The sequence below is a fragment of the Noviherbaspirillum aerium genome, from assembly GCF_008929045.1.
In the GTDB taxonomy this organism is placed as follows: domain Bacteria; phylum Pseudomonadota; class Gammaproteobacteria; order Burkholderiales; family Burkholderiaceae_D; genus Noviherbaspirillum; species Noviherbaspirillum aerium.
On the sequence record NZ_VFAH01000012.1, the window covers coordinates 90,415 to 106,902 of the forward strand.

At 61.5% G+C, this 16,488-nt stretch carries 16 protein-coding genes; 4 read left to right on the forward strand and 12 right to left on the reverse strand.

The annotated features are described in order from the left end of the window. The 11 genes from ureE to FH061_RS17700 all read right to left on the reverse strand — a co-directional run bounded on the left by ureE (position 1) and on the right by FH061_RS17700 (position 11,163). Entirely contained in the window at positions 1-531 is a 531-nt protein-coding gene (ureE, locus tag FH061_RS17650) for an urease accessory protein UreE (RefSeq protein ID WP_151637152.1), read from the reverse strand. Between the two features lie 51 nt (positions 532-582). Beyond that, a complete protein-coding gene (ureC, locus tag FH061_RS17655; protein WP_151637153.1) occupies positions 583-2,283 on the reverse strand; it encodes an urease subunit alpha in 1,701 nt (566 codons plus the stop codon). Beyond that, positions 2,280-2,588, reverse strand: a complete 309-nt coding sequence (locus FH061_RS17660; protein WP_151637154.1) for an urease subunit beta — start codon at positions 2,586-2,588, stop codon at positions 2,280-2,282. Before FH061_RS17660 ends, ureC begins: the two co-directional genes overlap by 4 nt. Positions 2,589-2,596: 8 nt before the next feature. Further along, positions 2,597-2,899: an urease subunit gamma gene (locus FH061_RS17665; protein ID WP_151637155.1), complete on the reverse strand. Its 303-nt coding sequence runs from the start codon at positions 2,897-2,899 to the stop codon at positions 2,597-2,599. A 43-nt stretch (positions 2,900-2,942) separates the two neighbouring features. After that, positions 2,943-3,803 (reverse strand): urease accessory protein UreD, encoded by an 861-nt coding sequence (locus tag FH061_RS17670; protein ID WP_151637156.1) that lies wholly within the window; start codon positions 3,801-3,803, stop codon positions 2,943-2,945. A 7-nt stretch (positions 3,804-3,810) separates the two neighbouring features. Further along, a complete protein-coding gene (urtE, locus tag FH061_RS17675; protein ID WP_151637157.1) occupies positions 3,811-4,509 on the reverse strand; it encodes an urea ABC transporter ATP-binding subunit UrtE in 699 nt (232 codons plus the stop codon). A 46-nt stretch (positions 4,510-4,555) separates the two neighbouring features. Beyond that, positions 4,556-5,392, reverse strand: coding sequence for an urea ABC transporter ATP-binding protein UrtD (gene urtD, locus FH061_RS17680; RefSeq protein WP_151637223.1), 837 nt, complete (start codon positions 5,390-5,392; stop codon positions 4,556-4,558). 5 nt (positions 5,393-5,397) lie between these two features. Then, a complete protein-coding gene (urtC, locus tag FH061_RS17685) occupies positions 5,398-6,483 on the reverse strand; it encodes an urea ABC transporter permease subunit UrtC (protein WP_151637158.1) in 1,086 nt (361 codons plus the stop codon). Further along, positions 6,480-8,084, reverse strand: a complete 1,605-nt coding sequence (gene urtB / locus FH061_RS17690) for an urea ABC transporter permease subunit UrtB (protein WP_151637159.1) — start codon at positions 8,082-8,084, stop codon at positions 6,480-6,482. The genes urtC and urtB overlap by 4 nt, the downstream gene beginning before the upstream one ends. 140 nt (positions 8,085-8,224) lie before the next feature. Then, entirely contained in the window at positions 8,225-9,478 is a 1,254-nt protein-coding gene (gene urtA, locus FH061_RS17695) for an urea ABC transporter substrate-binding protein (protein WP_151637160.1), read from the reverse strand. 578 nt (positions 9,479-10,056) lie between these two features. Further along, on the reverse strand, positions 10,057-11,163 hold the full coding sequence (locus FH061_RS17700; protein ID WP_151637161.1) for an ABC transporter ATP-binding protein: 1,107 nt from the start codon (positions 11,161-11,163) through the stop codon (positions 10,057-10,059). Between the two features lie 74 nt (positions 11,164-11,237). Here FH061_RS17700 and FH061_RS17705 point away from each other — a divergent pair, with 74 nt between their 5' ends. Beyond that, positions 11,238-12,893: an ABC transporter permease gene (locus FH061_RS17705; RefSeq protein ID WP_151637162.1), complete on the forward strand. Its 1,656-nt coding sequence runs from the start codon at positions 11,238-11,240 to the stop codon at positions 12,891-12,893. Positions 12,894-13,011: 118 nt separating this feature from the next. Here FH061_RS17705 and phaP read toward each other — a convergent pair whose 3' ends face one another. Next, the gene (gene phaP, locus FH061_RS17710; RefSeq protein WP_151637163.1) at positions 13,012-13,587 is read right to left on the reverse strand and encodes a TIGR01841 family phasin; all 576 of its coding nucleotides are present in this window, start codon (positions 13,585-13,587) and stop codon (positions 13,012-13,014) included. Positions 13,588-13,854: 267 nt separating this feature from the next. On the opposite strand from phaP, the gene FH061_RS17715 reads away from it, so the two are divergent. The 3 genes from FH061_RS17715 (at position 13,855) to FH061_RS17725 (ending at position 16,307) form a co-directional block, all read left to right on the forward strand. Continuing rightward, positions 13,855-14,781 carry a histone deacetylase family protein gene (locus tag FH061_RS17715; RefSeq protein WP_151637164.1) on the forward strand — a complete coding sequence of 309 codons (927 nt, stop codon included), beginning with the start codon at positions 13,855-13,857 and terminating at the stop codon, positions 14,779-14,781. A gap of 23 nt (positions 14,782-14,804) precedes the next feature. Then, positions 14,805-15,686, forward strand: coding sequence for a DMT family transporter (locus FH061_RS17720; RefSeq protein WP_151637224.1), 882 nt, complete (start codon positions 14,805-14,807; stop codon positions 15,684-15,686). A 159-nt stretch (positions 15,687-15,845) separates the two neighbouring features. Beyond that, complete coding sequence (locus tag FH061_RS17725) at positions 15,846-16,307, forward strand: acyl-CoA thioesterase (RefSeq protein ID WP_151637165.1); 462 nt, start codon at positions 15,846-15,848, stop codon at positions 16,305-16,307. Positions 16,308-16,488: the final 181 nt, after the last annotated feature.

A 16,488-nucleotide genomic window follows, 5' to 3' on the forward strand; every position in this document is an offset into this window, starting at 1 on the left:
TCAGTTCTTGTCCGAAGGACGATGGATTTTCTGGCGCAGCGGAATCGGTGCAAGCGGATGATGATGGTCATCGCCGTGATGGTGATGGCCGCCGCCGTAGGCTCCCGACTCCGGTTCGAAGGCCGCCAGCTCTTCGGTCACTGTCGCGCCCAGGCCTTCCAGCATTTCCTTGAGCACCGCATCCTTGCGGATGCGCAGGAAGCCCTGCTGCGCATCGCCGCTCACCTGTTCCACCTGCGCCTGGGTATGGCGGTTGCCGAGATGGAAGGCGCAGCGCAAGAGATTGCGCGGCGTGTCGCATTCGACGCGGTAGGTGGCTTCCTTGGCCGCCGTGATTTTCACGATGCGGCCATCGTCGCCCTTGAGCAGGTCGCCGTTGCGCAGCACGGTGCCGCGCACCGTGAACAGCGCCACGTCCTCGCCCGAGGCCAGCTGGGCGCGCAGCCGGCTTTTCTCGCGCAGATCATAGGGAAGGATGAGTTCGCCGTCGATCTTGTCGGCCTTGTCTATTTTCGTATGGAGTGTCAGCATGGTTCATCGCCGAGCCGGCCTGGGCCGACTCGGCATAAGGTCTACAAAGGATTAAAACAGGAAATAACGCTGCGCCATCGGCAGCACCTTCGCCGGTTCGCACACCAGCAGCTCGCCGTCGGCCCGCACCTCGTAGGTCTCGGGATCGACTTCCATCCTCGGCGCAAGACCGTTATGGATCATGTCGGCCTTGCGGACATTGCGGGTATTCTTCACCGGGATCAGCGTCTTGCTGAGCTTGAGCACATCGCCGACCCCGGCATCGATCGCAGCTTGCGAAACAAAGGTGAAGGAGGTGCGCAGCGCGCCGCCGAAGGCGCCGAACATCATCCGGTAATGCACCGGCTGCGGCGTCGGAATGGAGGCGTTCGGATCGCCCATCTGCGCCGCCGCGATCATGCCGCTCTTGAGAATCATCGAAGGCTTGACGCCGAAAAAGGCCGGCTTCCACAGCACGATGTCGGCGATCTTGCCGACTTCCAGCGAACCGACCACATGCGAAATGCCATGCGTGATCGCCGGGTTGATCGTGTACTTGGCGATATAACGCCTGGCGCGGAAGTTGTCATTGCGCGAGGAGTCTTCGGCCAGCGAACCGCGCTGCACCTTCATCTTGTGCGCCGTCTGCCAAGTGCGCATGATGACTTCGCCGACGCGGCCCATCGCCTGCGAATCCGACGACATCATGGAAATCGCGCCGATGTCATGCAGGATATCTTCCGCCGCGATGGTCTCGCGCCGGATGCGCGACTCGGCAAAGGCGATGTCTTCCGCGATGGCCGGATCAAGATGATGGCAGACCATCAGCATGTCGAGATGCTCGTCCAGCGTGTTGATGGTGTAGGGCCGGGTCGGATTGGTGGACGACGGCAGCACGTTGCCCTGGCCGACCGCGGCGATGATGTCCGGCGCATGGCCGCCGCCCGCGCCTTCGGTGTGGAAAGTGTGAATCGTCCGGTCCTTGAACGCGGCCAGCGTATGTTCGAGGAATCCGCCCTCGTTCAGCGTATCGGTATGAATCGCCACCTGGATATCCATGCGGTCCGCCACCGACAGGCAGTTGTCGATGGCCGCCGGTGTCGAGCCCCAGTCCTCGTGCAGCTTGAGGCCGATCGCGCCGGCGCGGATCTGCTCTTCCAGCGGTGTCGGCAGGCTGACATTGCCCTTCCCCAGGAAGCCGAGGTTCATCGGGAAGGCATCGGCCGCCGACAGCATCGAGTGAATGTGCCAGGGACCCGGCGTGCATGTCGTCGCAGCGGTGCCAACCGCCGGGCCGGTACCGCCGCCGAGCATGGTGGTCACGCCGGACATCAGCGCTTCCTCGATCTGCTGCGGGCAGATGAAATGAATGTGCGAATCGATGCCGCCGGCGGTGACGATCATGCCTTCGCCGGCAATGATCTCGGTGGCGGCGCCGATGGCCATGGTGACGCCGGGCTGGATATCCGGGTTGCCGGCCTTGCCGATGCCGGCGATGCGGCCGTTCTTCAGGCCGATGTCGGCCTTGACGATGCCCCAGTGGTCCAGAATCAGCGCATTGGTGATGACGGTGTCCATCACATCTTTGTGATTGCGCTGCGACTGGCCCATGCCGTCGCGGATCACCTTGCCGCCGCCGAACTTCACTTCCTCGCCGTAGATCGTGAAATCCTTTTCGACTTCGATGAACAGCTCGGTATCGGCCAGCCGCACGCGGTCGCCGACGGTGGGACCGAACATTTCGGCATAGGCCTGGCGAGAGATGCTTGTCATTTGAGTTTTCCCATTACCTTGGCATTGAATCCATAGACCACGCGGTTGCCAGCCAGCGCGACCAGTTCCACCGTGCGCTGCTGCCCGGGCTCGAAGCGCACCGCGGTGCCGGCGGCGATGTTGAGGCGCATGCCGTAGGCCGCCTGGCGGTCGAACTGCAGTGCCGGGTTGACTTCAAAGAAGTGGAAGTGGGAGCCGACCTGAATCGGCCGGTCGCCGCTGTTGGCGACGGTGACGGTGACGGTGGGGCGGCCCGCGTTGAGTTCGATCTCGCCGTCCTCGATCAGCATTTCTCCAGGAATCATGGGCTCTCCTATGGAATCGGATGATGCACGGTGACGAGCTTGGTGCCGTCGGGGAAAGTGGCTTCGACCTGGATGTCGGGGATCATTTCGGCGACGCCGTCCATCACGTCATCTCGCGTCAGGATCTTCGTGCCTTCCGACATCAGTTCGGCAACGGTGCGGCCGTCGCGCGCGCCTTCCATGATGGCGGCCGTGATCAGCGCGACCGCCTCGGGATAGTTGAGCTTCAGGCCGCGCGCCTTGCGCCGTTCGGCCAGCAGGGCGGCGGTAAAGATCAGGAGTTTGTCTTTTTCTCTTGGAGTCAGCTCCATCCGTTTTCTCCTTGTGTTGATCGGGAATTGCAGGTTCTGTGATTCATGTGTTCCAGATGCGCGGCACGACAGCTTCGCGGCCGGTCAGCGCGGGCCGCAGCAGCCGCCAGGCGGCAATCATCAGTCGCCGTGCGACTTCGCTTGAATTGCCGAGGTGGCGTACCACCGTGACGGACTTCATCTGCGTGATGCCGAAGGATCCGGCGGGCGCGTCGATCTCGCGCAGTGCGGCGATCACGCTGCCGGGAAGCGGCTTGCCGACCGCGATCAAGGTGGCGCAGACGGTATGGCCTGCCAGCCCGAGCGGGCTGCTCATGGCCGTCGAGCCGGCCGCGAGGACTCCCTGTTCGAACCATACCAGCCTGCCGTCGCGGCGGATGCTGGTGCGCTGCTCGACAGTGCCGGTATTGAAGGATTCGCCGGACGCGGTGCGCCCGAAGCAAAGGATTTCGCAGCCGATATAAGTCGCGTCCTTGCCCAGCTCGACATCCTGCCTGAGCTGCACATGGGCGGCGTCGAAGAAGATGGTTTCCTGCGGCAGCCATTCCAGCGTTGCGCCGTCGCCGGCTGCAAGATTAATGTTCTGTTGCGAGACATGGCCGTTGGCCTTGTACCATTTGGCCGCGCCGGGCGTGGCCAGCAATGCGCCGGCCTGCGCGCCGACACGAGCACGGAGTTCCAGTTCATCGCCGCCGACCACGCCGCCGGGCGGATGAACCACGATCGCATGGCAGACCGCATTGCCTTCCGGGTAAAGCGGCTTCTGCACGCGCAGCGGGCCTGCATGCTCGCGTTCCACCAGCCTGGTCGTGCCGCGATCGGATTCGAACCCCAGGGACAGTCGGGCTTGCCATCGAGCATGTGTAGCAGGGGCAAGAACGGGTTCGTCGGCAATTCGTTTCATGCGCAGACTATACCGCCAAGTGCCGCTTGACGTCCTCGCCGCTCATCTGCGCCTGCGTGCCGGAAGCCACCACTTCTCCGCGCGACAGAACGACGAACTTGTCGGCCAGCTCATGCGCGAAATCGAAATACTGCTCGCACAGAAGGATGGCCATGTCGCCGCGTTCGCGCAGCATCCGGATCACGCGGCCGATGTCCTTGATGATCGACGGCTGGATGCCTTCGGTCGGCTCATCAAGGATGATGAGCTTCGGGTCGGCCAGCAGGGCGCGTGCGATGGCGAGCTGCTGCTGCTGTCCGCCGGACAGGTCGCCGCCGCGCCGGTGCAGCATGTCCTTGAGTACGGGGAAGAGCTCGAACACCTCGCCGCGTATCTTCGAAGCCTGGCGGCCCGGCTTGACCGCCATTCCCATCATCAGGTTCTCTTCCACGCTGAGCCGGGCGAAGATTTCCCGCCCCTGGGGCACGTAGGCGATACCGAGCGCGGCGCGTTCATGCGGCTTGAGCTTCGTGATGTCGCGGTTGTCGAGCTTGACGTTGCCGGTGGCGGCGGGCAGCACCCCCATCAGGCATTTGAGCAGCGTGGTCTTGCCGACGCCGTTGCGGCCGAGCAGGGCCAGGCACTGGCCCTTCTGCAGGTCGAGCGAGACGCCGCGCAGCGTATGGGAGGAGCCGTAGTATTGGTTGAGCTTTTCGACGTTGAGCATGTTATTGGTCCGGATTCCTGTGGTCGGATTATCGGGCGGGCAGCGGTCAGCGCCCGAGATAGACTTCAATGACGCGCTCGTCCGACTGCACCTGCCGCATCGTGCCTTCGGCCAGCACCGAGCCTTCATGCAGGACCGTCACCTTGCCGTCGCGCGCGATCTCGTTGACGAAGGCCATGTCGTGCTCGACCACCATGATCGAATGCTTGCCCCGCAGTTCATTGAGCAGTTCGGCGGTGCGCGCCGTCTCGGCGTCAGACATGCCGGCGACCGGTTCATCGAGCAGCACCAGCTGCGGTTCCTGGATGAGCAGCATGCCGATCTCCAGCCATTGCTTCTGGCCATGCGAGAGCAGGCCGGCGAGCCGCCGCTCCTGACCGTTCAGGCGGATCAGCTTGAGGATGTCATCGATCTTGCCCTTCTGCTCCGAGGTGAGGCGGAAGAACAGCGTCGGCTTGACCCGCTTGTCCATCTTCATCGCCAGCTCCAGGTTTTCGAACACGGTGTGCTGTTCGAACACGGTCGGGCGCTGGAACTTGCGGCCGATGCCCGCATGCGCGATCTGGTATTCCGTCATCTTCGTGAGATCCATGGTCTGGCCGAAGTAGGCGGTGCCGGACGCCGGGCGCGTCTTGCCGGTGATGACATCCATCATCGTCGTCTTGCCCGCGCCGTTCGGGCCGATGATGCAGCGCAGTTCGCCGACCGAGATGTCTAGGTTGAGCTTGTTGATTGCCTTGAAGCCGTCGAAGGACACGGTGATGTCTTCGAGATACAGGATGGCGCCGTGCGTGGTATCGACGCCTTCCCGCTTGACGCGCCCGTAGGAGGTGCCGTAGTCCGCGTGCTCGCTCTGCACATCGAGTTCGCGGTTCCTGGTCATGTCGTTCATGCGGCCTCCCGGGTTTTCTGGAACTTGCGTGTCAGGCCGACGATGCCCTGCGGCATGAAGAGCGTGACGAGAATGAAAATCAGACCAAGCGCATACAGCCACAGGTCGGGGAAGGCGGCGGTGAACCAGCTCTTGAGTCCGTTGACGGAAAAGGCGCCGATGATGGGGCCGAGCAGCGAACCGCGTCCGCCGATCGCCGCCCAGATCACCATCTCGATCGAATTGCCGGGCGACATTTCCGACGGATTGATGATGCCTACCTGGGGCACATACAGTGCGCCGGCAATGCCGCACAACACCGCCGACAGCGTCCAGACGAACAGCTTGAACCAGAGCGGGTTGTAGCCGATGAACATGAGCCGCGACTCGGAATCCCGCACGCCCTGCAGCACCCGGCCCAGCTTGGAAGTGACGATCCATCGGCACAACAGCAGTGCGCCGAACAATGCCGCCAGCGTGACCAGGTAGAGCGCCGCCTTGGTGCCCGGTTCGGTGATCGAAAAGCCGAGGATGCGCTTGAAGTCGGTAAAGCCGTTGTTGCCGCCGAAGCCGGTATTGTTGCGGAAGAACAGCAGCATGAAGGCGAAGGTCATCGCCTGGGTGATGATCGAGAAGTACACGCCCTTGATGCGGGAGCGGAAGGCGAAGTAGCCGAACACGAAGGCCAGCACGCCGGGCACCAGCACTACCAGCGCCATCGCGTACCAGAAGTTATCGGTGAACGACCAGAACCAGGGATAGGCCTTCCAGTCGAGGAAGACCATGAAGTCCGGCAGGTCGCTCTGGTAGACGCCGTCCTTGCCGATGGCGCGCATCAGGTACATGCCGTGCGCATAGCCGCCGAGCGCGAAGAACACGCCGTGGCCGAGCGACAGGATGCCGGTATAGCCCCACACCAGGTCGAGCGCCAGCGCCGCCATCGCATAGCACATGAACTTGCCGACCAGGGCCACGGTATAGCCCGATACATGCAGCGCATGGCCGGGTGCGAAGCTCAGGTTGAGAATCGGCAGCACGGCCAGCACTGCCGCGCAGACCACGATGCCTGTCCATGCAGGACGGGAGAAGAGGGAAGACGTCATTCTGCGCTCCTGCCTTTCATGGCGAACAGGCCCTGGGGCCGTTTCTGGATGAAGATGATGATGAATACCAGGATGGCGATCTTCGCCATCACCGCGCCGGCGAAGGGCTCCAGGAACTTGTTGACCTCGCCCAGGCCGAATGCCGCGATGACGGTGCCGGCCAGCTGGCCGACGCCGCCCAGCACGACCACCATGAAGGAATCGACGATATAGCCTTGACCGAGGTCGGGGCCCACATTGCCCAGCTGCGACAGCGCCACGCCGCCGAGGCCGGCGATGCCGGAACCAAGGCCGAAGGTCATCATGTCGATCTTGCCGGTCGAGACGCCGACACAATCGGCCATGCGGCGGTTTTGCGTCACGGCGCGAACGAACAGCCCGAGGCGGGTCTTGTTGAGAATGGCCCAGACCGCGACTACGACGAACATCGCGAAGAAAATGATCACGATGCGGTTGTACGACAGCACCAGCGAACCCATCACCGTCACGCCTCCCGACATCCAGGAGGGATTGGAGACTTCCACATTCTGCGCGCCGAAGATGGAGCGCACCAGCTGCATCAGCACCAGGCTGATGCCCCAGGTGCAGAGCAGGGTTTCCAGCGGACGTCCGTACAGCCAGCGGATGACGGTGCGCTCGAGCGCGATGCCGACCGCGCCGGCCACCAGAAAGGCGGCGGGCAGGGCTGCCAGCAGATAGTAGTCGACCGCGCCCGGCGCGTACTGCCGGAACATGAGCTGGCAGACATAGGTGGTATAGGCGCCGATCATCAGCAGTTCGCCGTGCGCCATGTTGATGATGCCCATCAGGCCGAAGGTGATCGCCAGGCCGAGCGCCGCCAGCAGCAGTACGCTGCCCAGCGACACGCCGTAGAACAGGTTGCCGACGAACTCGGTGCGGGTCTGCCGCGCGTTGATGGCGCTGATGGTGCCGACCGCGGCGATACGCACGGCTTCATCCGGTTCCACATAGCTGCCGTCGGCATTCTTTTCCAGCATCTGCATCAGCAGCGGCTTGAGATTGGCATCGGTGCTGCCCGAGAGCGCTTCGACCGCGGCCTTGCGGGTCGCCGCATCCGGCGATTGCAGATTGGCGGCGGCAACAACCAGTTGCAGCACCGACTTGATCTCCGGATCGGTTTCCTTTTCCAGCGCCTTGTCAATCAAGGGAAGCTGGCCGGGATCGGCATTTTTCTGCATTGCCCGGGCGGCGGCGAGGCGTTCGCCGCGATCGGCCGACAGCAGCCTGAGGCCGGACATGGCGCCTTCGATTGCGCCGCGCAGGCGGTTGTTTGCGGTAATGCCGTCGATGCCGTCCGGCGTCGGTACAGTGGCGCCGGTTTCCGGATCGAAGGCTTTGCCGTCTTCGACGACATACACGCGGCCGTCCGGCGTCGCGTAGAGATTATCGTTCTTGAGGGCGTTCAGCACCTTGACGGCGTCGTCGGTGGCAAGGACTGCAATCTTGTTGACGGCTTCGATGCGTGCGTCCGGATCGTCGCCGGCCAGGGGCTTGAGCAGGGCTGGATCGATCGCTGCCTGGGCCGTGAGCGCCGTTGCGCACAGCCATCCGATGGCAAGGATTTTTTTGAATAGATTCATTTGCGATGTCTTGGGCAAGGCGACGCGCGAAAACAATGGGCGTAAAAAAGCCGGAGCGTGAACTGGGAGCCACTCTCCGGCTCATGGTGTTCCATGACCGGCCTTCCAGCATTGGAAGGCCGGCATGCGCGGTACGGCAATTACATATTCTGCTTGGCCTCGTTACCCGCGATGTACGGGCTCCACGGCTGGGCGCGCAGCGGGCCCTTGGTCTTCCAGACCACGCTGAACTGGCCGTCCGGCTTGATCTCGCCGATCATGACCGGCTTTTGCAGGTGATGATTGGTCTTGTCCATGACCAGCTCGAATCCGGACGGCGACTTGAAGGTCTGGCCCCCCATCGCCGCGATCACCTTGTCGGTCTCGGTGGACTTGGCTTTCTCGACAGCCTGCTTCCACATGTGGATGCCGACGTAGGTGGCTTCCATCGGGTCGTTGGTGACCACGGTGTCGGCGTTCGGCAATTTCTTTTCCTTGGCATAGGCTTTCCATTGCTTGATGAAGGCATCGTTGACCGGGTTCTTGACCGACTGGAAGTAGTTCCATGCCGCCAGGTGGCCGACCAGCGGCTTGGCGTCGACGCCGCGCAGCTCTTCCTCGCCGACGGAGAATGCCACGACCGGTACGTCGGTCGCCTTCAGGCCCGCATTGCCGAGCTCCTTGTAGAAAGGCACGTTGGAGTCGCCGTTGATGGTGGAGATCACCGCGGTCTTGCCGCCGGCCGAGAATTTCTTGATGTTGGCGACGATGGTCTGGTAATCGGAATGGCCGAACGGCGTGTAGACCTCATCGATATCGGAGTCCTTGACGCCCTTCGATTTCAGGAAGGCGCGCAGGATTTTATTGGTGGTGCGCGGATATACATAGTCGGTGCCGAGCAGGACGAAGCGCTTGGCGCCGCCGCCATCCTTCGACATCAGATATTCGACCGCCGGAATCGCCTGCTGGTTGGGCGCCGCGCCTGTGTAGAACACATTCTTCTCGAGCTCCTCGCCTTCATACTGAACGGGGTAGAACAGCAGGCTGTTCAGTTCCTTGAAGACCGGCAGCACCGACTTGCGCGAGACGGATGTCCAGCAGCCGAACACCACCGCCACCTTGTCCTGGGTGATCAGCTGGCGCGCCTTTTCGGCGAACAGCGGCCAGTTGGATGCCGGGTCGACGATCACGGCTTCGAGCTTCTTGCCCATCACGCCGCCCTTGGCATTGATCTCGTCGATCGTCATCAGCGCAACATCCTTGAGCGACGTTTCGGAGATGGCCATCGTGCCTGACAGCGAATGAAGGATACCGACCTTGATGGTGTCAGCGGCAAGGGCTTGCGGCATCCATGCCGAAGCGGTAAGCATGAGGGCGCCGGCAGCGGTCGCTTTCAAGAGGGTGCGACGAGACATTGTTGCTCCTAAGAGTTTATTAGTGGGTCGATGGTGTGCGATGGCTCGCAGGCAAGCTTTAGCAGTTTGCGTGCCATGCATCCGGCCCATGATTGAAAGTTCACGGCAGCGTGTAATGCCCAATTCAAGTGCGTGCAATCGATGTCTCTCCAATGAGGCGCTCCGTTTTGGCGCCGCGGAACCTCTTATTGGTGCGGAAAATGCGACATGCGTGTGCGCAGCGCGAGAATGCGTTGATCGATCGCAGATGGAGGACGGGATTTGGTGCGCTAGAGGCGGTCCGGCGAGGCCTGTCGGAGATGGCTGAGGTGATGAATGCCAGGGACTCGTCACTGCCTAAGCTCTCGCCTTAAGGAAAAGGACGGAGTGAGGATGGAGTTGGGATCGAGATGCGCCGGCGATGACGGTTGACTGCCAAGCCTTTGCCCGCCCTCAGGTCACCGCTTGAATGCAGTCCGGACTAGGCCGACACAAGGCATGCGTTGCATCCCCCTTGCCGCGTTCGTCCCGCCAGCACGCTTCAAAACTTCATCAGTCAGGAACGGCAAGTCCTTGCGAACCGGCGGGTATTGATTTGATCAGCGCGGCTCGGACTCGGACGGGAACGTGACAACATGATCGGCGCCGAGGCGGATGCCGATTTTCTCGCCGATCGCATGATCATGATGAGAAGGGACGAGGGCCAGCAGCTGCTGACCGCTCGGGAGCTTCAGGGTATAGAGGAACTCGGCTCCGCGAAACGCCTTGCGCACGACTTCGGCCTGCATCGGACTGGCATCGTCATGCACGACATCGTCGGCCCGCAGCAGTACGTCGACGACCTGCTGGGGCTTCTCCGTAGTCGAACAGGCTTCGATGCCTTGCCAGAGCGGCAGGCTGCCGAGCTCGATATGCACTTGCTGGCGGGGCAGGTCGACCGTTCCCGGCGTAAAGACGCCCTGGCCGATGAAGTCGGCGACAAAACGGTTTTCGGGCCGGTGATACAGGTTGTAGGCATTGTCCCACTGGACAATGACGCCCTGATGCATGACGCCGATCTGGTCCGCGATGGCAAAGGCTTCATGCTGGTCGTGGGTGACCAGGACCGCCGTCGTGCCGAGTTCCTTCAGGATGTCGCGCACCTCGAGCGCGAGCCGTTCGCGCAAATCGACGTCGAGATTGGAGAAGGGTTCGTCAAGCAGCAGCAGGTCGGGCTGAGGCGCCAGCGCCCTGGCTAGTGCCACCCGTTGCTGTTGTCCGCCCGACAACTCATGGGGATACTGCCGCGCATGCGAAGTCAGGCCGACCAGCGACAGCAGGCGGTCGACGCGGCGCTTGCGCTCATCGCGCGAAAGCTTCTGCAAGCCGAAGGCGATGTTTTCCCAGACCGACAGGTGGGGAAACAGCGCATAGTCCTGGAACACCACGCCGACGCCGCGCCGCTCCGGCGCCTCGGTGAATCCGGCATGGCTCAGTTCGCGGCCGCCAAGGGAAATCCGGCCGCCAAGCAGGGATTCGAAACCGGCGATGGCCCGCAGCACGGTCGTCTTGCCGCATCCCGAAGGGCCGAGCAGGCAGCCGATCGCGCCGCGGGCAAGGGAAAATGACATGCCGTGAACGATTTCAGTGAAAGTCCGGCCGGCGGCATAGCCGACGCGGATGGAATCAATGATCAGATGAGTATCCGGCCTGGCTGCGATATTCATAATATTGCAAAGATGGAAGACGGCATTGATTATAATTCTCATTTACGTACAACGTACACCAAGCTTAGGATTTCATGCGCATTACCGCACCCCGCCGGCCCGGCTGTTGTTGCCAGGGAGGCATACATCCGCTTCTGCTCGTCTCCCTGATCATCGCCGTGCTGGTCGGCATTCCGATTTTCGGCGTCATCTCCAATCTGCTCATTCCGGGCCCCGGGTCCGAGGCCGATACTTTCCGGCATCTGTGGGCGACGGTGATGCCCGAATACCTGGCCAACAGCCTTGCCATTGCCGCGATCGTGACCGTGCTGGCGGGCATCGGCGGCGTCGGTTGCGCATGGCTGGTGGCGGTTTTCGACTTTCCGGGCAAGCGGTTCTATGAATGGACCCTGATCCTGCCGCTGGCAATGCCGGCCTATGTGGTGGCGTATGCGTACACCGATTTCCTGCAATTTGCCGGTCCGGTCCAGACCGCGCTGCGCAATGCCTTCGGCTGGCAGGCGGGAGACTACTGGTTTCCTCAGATTCGTTCCGTCGGCGGCGCCGGCATCGTTTTCGCGATGGTGCTGTACCCCTATGTCTATCTGCTGGCGCGCACCGCTTTCCTGGAACGCAGTCCACGCATGTGGGATGCCGCGCGCACGCTGGGAACCGGTCCCTGGCGCGCCTTTTTCAGGATCAGCCTGCCTCTGGCCAGGCCGGCGGCCGCTGCCGGCATCGCGCTGGCGCTGATGGAAACCCTCGCCGACTATGGCGCGGTCGCCTACTTTGGCGTGCCGACGCTGACCACCGGCATTTACAAGTCCTGGTATTCCTTTTCCGACAGGACGGCGGCCGCCCAGATCGCCGCCGTCCTGCTGATAGCGATCACCGTTCTCATGGTCATGGAGCAGAAGAGCCGCGGACGGTCGCGGTACTACGCCGTGGGTTCACGCACCCGGCTGCAGGAGTCCATGCGCCTGGGCGGCCTGCATGCCTGGCTGGCATCAGCATTCTGCGCACTGCCGGTGCTGCTGGGTTTCATCATTCCGGTTGCCATTCTGTTAAGGCTGATGCTGGGGGAGGAGACGCTTCAGCTCGGCGAAAGATACCTGGGCTGGTTCAAGAACAGTGTTCTGCTTGCGTCCATTACCGCCGTGATCGCCATCATCATCTGCGTGCTGCTGGCCTATGCGGCGCGCGTGACGAAAAGCAGCGTTCAGGCGGCATGCAACCGCATCGTCAGCATGGGCTATGCGGTACCCGGCGCGGTGATCGCCGTGGGCATCCTGATTCCACTGGCCCGGCTCGACAACTGGGCCAGCCAGCATGGCGTCGGCATTCTTCTTACCGGCAGCGTTGCGGCGCTGATCTATGCCTACCTGGTGCGTTTCCTGGCAGTGTCTTACCAGACGGTGCAGGCCGGCCTGGTCAAGATTACGCCGACCATGGATGCCAGCGCCCGGGTGCTGGGCCATGGATTGGGCTCCATGCTGTTGCGGGTGCATGCGCCGTTGCTATGGCGCAGCGTAGTGACCGCCGGCCTGCTGGTTTTCGTGGACGTGATCAAGGAATTGCCTGCGACGCTGACGATCCGGCCCTTCAATTTCGATACGCTGGCAGTCATCACTTATCAGCTGGCGGCGGATGAGCGGCTGGGCGAGGCTGCGCTTCCCGCCTTCACCATTGTCATGATCGCGCTGATTCCCGTCGGCGTGCTGGCACGCTCACTTGCCAAGTCGGCCCGGTGAATCCGCATTTGGCGGATGGGGCGGCGAGGCATTGATATTGAATGGCATCCGCAGCGAGTCGCGATGAAAAAGAAAAAGCCCCGTGACACGGGGCTTTTTCATGGCTGCAGCTGCGTGATTACTTTTTGGCGGCGCGGCTGGTGGCCTTGGCTGCGGCAGCCGCAGGCTGAGTCAACTGCGTGACTGCCTGGTTCAGGTTGGTTTCGATCGTATCGGCGGCCTGCTTGGCGGTCTTGTTGAACTGCTCATAGCCGGCGCTGGCATTGCCGACCGCGGACTTGAAGAGAGCGATCGCGTTTTCCGAACCTGCCGGCGCGTTCTTCGTCACTTCATCGATCAGGTTCAGCAGCTTGCGGCTGTTTTCTGCGATCTGCGCTTCGGCTGCCTTGCTGAATTCTGCCTGGACGTCCGATGCAATGCTTGCCAGTTGACGGCCGTAGGCAAGCGCCTTCTCGGTATTCGGCTGGCTCTGTGCCGTGGCGAGGGTCAGCCATTCCTGGGGATCTTTCACCGTCAGCAGCTGCTTGACTGCCGCGTTCGACGCTTCGATCGAGGATTTGAAGGTGGTCAGGTTGAGATCCACGACTTTTTCCAGTCCTTCGACAGTCTTGCTGGTCAGTGCGGACAGTACGGCAAGCTGGGCTTCGACGCTGGCTTTGGAGGCGGTAGAGAATTGCTCGGGAATCGCAAACATGATGGTCTCCTGGAGAGAAGTGCTTCGTTTGAAAGAAAAGACGCACTCGGATCATGTTTTGTGCGTCGCAACAATTCGCATTGTAGGGAAATTTTTTGGCGAGTCAATAACTTCTGCCGCGAAGCGCAAAAATTGGATGCTCATCTCGGAATGAAACAGCAAGGCTTGCATCAGGGGACTGCCAAGCCGGCCTTGCTTCTGCCGGCAGACGGCTTGGGTGCTAAACTGGATCGCTTTCCCTTCTGATGCATGATGCAAGAGCCCCGGTTGAAAGCCTTCTACAGCGATCATTTCGTCCTGCCCCTTCCGCCCGGGCATCGTTTCCCCATGCAGAAATACCGGCTTCTGCGCGAAAGCGTGGCAGCGTCTGTGCCGCAGGCGAGCTTCGAGGAAGCGCCGTGGACGACCGATGGCGTGCTCGCGCTGGCACATCATCCGCGCTATATAGAAAGGGTGACGCAGGGCGACCTGTCCGACAAGGAACAGAAGGCGATCGGATTTCCCTGGACACCGCAGATGGTCGAGCGCTCGCGGCGCTCGGCCGGCGCCACCATTTCAGCCTGCCGGGCCGCGTTCGGTTCCGGCGTCGCCGTCAATCTGGCCGGCGGGACCCATCATGCGTATGCCGATCACGGCGAAGGGTTCTGCATCTTCAATGATGCCGCCATCGCCGCCCGGCTCATGCAGGCGGAGCGCCGCGCACGGCGTGTCGCCATCATCGATCTCGATGTCCACCAGGGCAACGGCACGGCCTCGATACTGGCCAGCGATGAATCGGTCTTCACCTTCTCCGTTCACGGTCAGAACAATTATCCATTTACCAAGGAATCCAGCGATCTCGATATCGCGCTGCCCGACGGCGTGGGCGACGAAGACTATCTCGCCAGCCTGGGCGAAGGACTCGATACGCTGTTCGCGCGGTTCGCGCCCGATCTGATCATCTATCTCGCCGGCGCCGATCCGCACGAAGGCGACCGGCTGGGCAAGATGAAGCTGACGATGAGCGGACTCGCCGCACGCGACCGGATGGTGCTCGACCGTGCAAGGGAGCGCCGGCTGCCGGTGGCCATCGCGATGGCAGGCGGTTATGGCAAGAATATCCAAGACACGGTAGCTATCCACCTGCAGACTATTAGGATTGCCTCCACTTATGCCGGTCCTGCCGGTGCTGACCAGACTGTATCCGCCGAATGAAAGCCATCACTCCGCCGACTTCCATGGCGTCGGGCAACAACAGCCCGATGCTCTCCGCCATGCCCTTCGTGTTCGTCCTGATCTGGAGCACCGGCTTCATCGTTGCCAAGTTCGGCCTGCCTTATGCCCAACCTCTGAGTTTTCTGCTGTTGCGGTTCCTCGGCGTGCTGGCCGTCCTGCTGCCGCTGGTGCTTCTGATGCGGGCGCCCTGGCCTGTTGGTCGCGTGCGCCATATCGCCGTTGCCGGCGTGCTGGTGCAGGCGGGATATCTGGCGGGAGTATGGTGCGCTATCAAGGCCGGCATGCCGGCGGGACTGTCGGCGCTTATCGTCGGCATGCAACCCATTCTCACGGCGCTGGCTGCCCCCCTGATCGGTGAAACCGTGCGTCGGCAGCAGTGGCTCGGGCTGTGTTTCGGCATCGCCGGCGTGGGTCTGGTTGTCGCCAACAAGATTTCGCTGACGGGTCTCTCCTGGCAAAGCATAGCCCTATGCATCTTCGCGCTGCTCTCGATCACGATCGGAACGCTCTACCAGAAGCGTTATTGTCCAAATTTCGATCTGCGTACCGGCACCATCATCCAGTTTTCCGCTTCCATCGTGGTGGTGCTGCCGTTCGCCATCCTGTTCGAGCGTCTTGATCCCGGATTTTCAAGCGTGCAGTGGACGCCGCAGTTTATCGGCGCGCTGCTGTGGTCCATCCTTGCGCTTTCGATCGGCGCCATCTTCCTGCTGTTTGCACTGATACGGAAAAGCGCGGCGACACAGGTGACCAGCCTGATGTACCTGACGCCGCCGACAACGGCTGTCATGGCCTGGCTGATGTTCGGCGAGGCATTCAGCGTGACCGGCATCCTGGGAATGCTGCTTGCCGTGATCGGCGTTGCGCTTGTAGTAAAGAAGTGAGGCGGTGGCATGTCCAGGCGCGTCATTGCTCATGCCGACGGGACGCCAGCGGTCGATTGGTTTACACTTCGCATCGCTTTGCAGCACAAGCAAACGATGATCAGACCAGTGATCAGACTATAAGCATACCTGACCGAATCTTGATGGGAGACGCCGCTGATGGAGCACAACAGAAAGCCTGAGAAACCACACCCTCTGTCCCGGAAGGATTTCAGGCATTTCTTGCCAATCACCACGCGCTGGATGGACAATGACGCCTATGGCCACGTGAACAATGTCGTGTATTACAGCTGGTTCGATACCGTGGTCAATCAGTTCCTTATCTCCAATGAGGTGCTGGATATCGAGAACGGCGCGGTCATCGGCCTGGTCATCGAGACGCAATGCAATTACTTTGCGTCGGTGGCTTTTCCGGAAGAGATCACGGCCGGACTGCGGGTCGCCAAGCTGGGGAATTCCAGCGTGCGTTATGAAGTGGCCATCTTCAGGGCGGGGGAAGAGCAGGCTTCCGCACAAGGACACTTTGTCCATGTGTATGTGGACCGGACTAGCCGCAAGCCGACTCAGTTACCCGAAAATCTGCGCGCCTTGCTGCAGACGATCCAGCATGCTGTGGCGTAAACGGTAAACAGTAGACAGTGGGAAATGACAATGCAGGTTGTTACAATGACTTACCTTGTCCCGCCGGCTGGTAGTTGACAAATTGCAATTTCTTTCCTGGACTCAAGATTGCGGATAATCAAACAGTGTGAGAAATTTGTTTAAAACAATGCGCTAAGGCCTTAATTCCTTTGCTGATTTT

Coding starts and splice junctions, on each gene's coding strand:
- ureE (WP_151637152.1), bottom strand. CDS start 531: ATGCTGACACTCCATACGAAAATAGACAAGGCCGACAAGATCGACGGC.
- ureC (WP_151637153.1), bottom strand. CDS start 2,283: ATGACAAGCATCTCTCGCCAGGCCTATGCCGAAATGTTCGGTCCCACC.
- FH061_RS17660 (WP_151637154.1), bottom strand. CDS start 2,588: ATGATTCCTGGAGAAATGCTGATCGAGGACGGCGAGATCGAACTCAAC.
- FH061_RS17665 (WP_151637155.1), bottom strand. CDS start 2,899: ATGGAGCTGACTCCAAGAGAAAAAGACAAACTCCTGATCTTTACCGCC.
- FH061_RS17670 (WP_151637156.1), bottom strand. CDS start 3,803: ATGAAACGAATTGCCGACGAACCCGTTCTTGCCCCTGCTACACATGCT.
- urtE (WP_151637157.1), bottom strand. CDS start 4,509: ATGCTCAACGTCGAAAAGCTCAACCAATACTACGGCTCCTCCCATACG.
- urtD (WP_151637223.1), bottom strand. CDS start 5,392: ATGACCAGGAACCGCGAACTCGATGTGCAGAGCGAGCACGCGGACTAC.
- urtC (WP_151637158.1), bottom strand. CDS start 6,483: ATGACGTCTTCCCTCTTCTCCCGTCCTGCATGGACAGGCATCGTGGTC.
- urtB (WP_151637159.1), bottom strand. CDS start 8,084: ATGAATCTATTCAAAAAAATCCTTGCCATCGGATGGCTGTGCGCAACG.
- urtA (WP_151637160.1), bottom strand. CDS start 9,478: ATGTCTCGTCGCACCCTCTTGAAAGCGACCGCTGCCGGCGCCCTCATG.
- FH061_RS17700 (WP_151637161.1), bottom strand. CDS start 11,163: ATGAATATCGCAGCCAGGCCGGATACTCATCTGATCATTGATTCCATC.
- FH061_RS17705 (WP_151637162.1), top strand. CDS start 11,238: ATGCGCATTACCGCACCCCGCCGGCCCGGCTGTTGTTGCCAGGGAGGC.
- phaP (WP_151637163.1), bottom strand. CDS start 13,587: ATGTTTGCGATTCCCGAGCAATTCTCTACCGCCTCCAAAGCCAGCGTC.
- FH061_RS17720 (WP_151637224.1), top strand. CDS start 14,805: ATGGCGTCGGGCAACAACAGCCCGATGCTCTCCGCCATGCCCTTCGTG.
- FH061_RS17725 (WP_151637165.1), top strand. CDS start 15,846: ATGGAGCACAACAGAAAGCCTGAGAAACCACACCCTCTGTCCCGGAAG.